At 78.4% G+C, this 393-nt stretch carries 1 protein-coding gene; it reads right to left on the bottom strand.

Annotation, left to right across the window (positions count from 1 at the left end; all coding sequences use genetic code 11):
* On the bottom strand, window positions 1-393 hold a 393-nt coding region (locus FMN63_RS29770; RefSeq protein WP_286192506.1), incomplete at both ends, for a M20/M25/M40 family metallo-hydrolase.

Here is a 393-nt window from a genome sequence, read left to right as displayed (position 1 = left end):
CCCCGCGACGGCGCACCAGCCACGCCAGCGCGCCGTAGAGGCCGGCGGTGTGCAGGTCGTGGCCGCAGGCGTGCATGGTGCCCGGCACGGCGGGGGCGTACTCCAGCCCGGTCTCCTCCGTGACGGGCAGGGCGTCCATGTCCCCCCGCAGCAGCACGACCGGCCGCCGGGCCCCCTCCGGCAGCGGGGCCCCGCCGCGCAACACCACGACGACGGAGCTCAGCGCCCGGCCCACGCTCGTCTCCAGCGCGGGGCGACCGGTGGCGGCATCCTCCCCCGCCTCAGCGCGCAGGGCCTCGAGCCGCTCGAGGACGGCGGCCTGGGTGCGGGGCAGGTGCAGGTCCAGCTCCGGATGTCCGTGGAGGAGGCGGCGGAAGGCGATCGCCTCCCGGG

The sequence above is a fragment of the Stappia sp. BW2 genome, from assembly GCF_008107695.1.
Taxonomy (GTDB): Bacteria; Pseudomonadota; Alphaproteobacteria; order Rhizobiales; family Stappiaceae; genus Roseibium.
The sequence above is the reverse complement of the archived record's forward strand: the minus strand, read 5'-3'. Positions and strand labels throughout refer to the sequence as shown.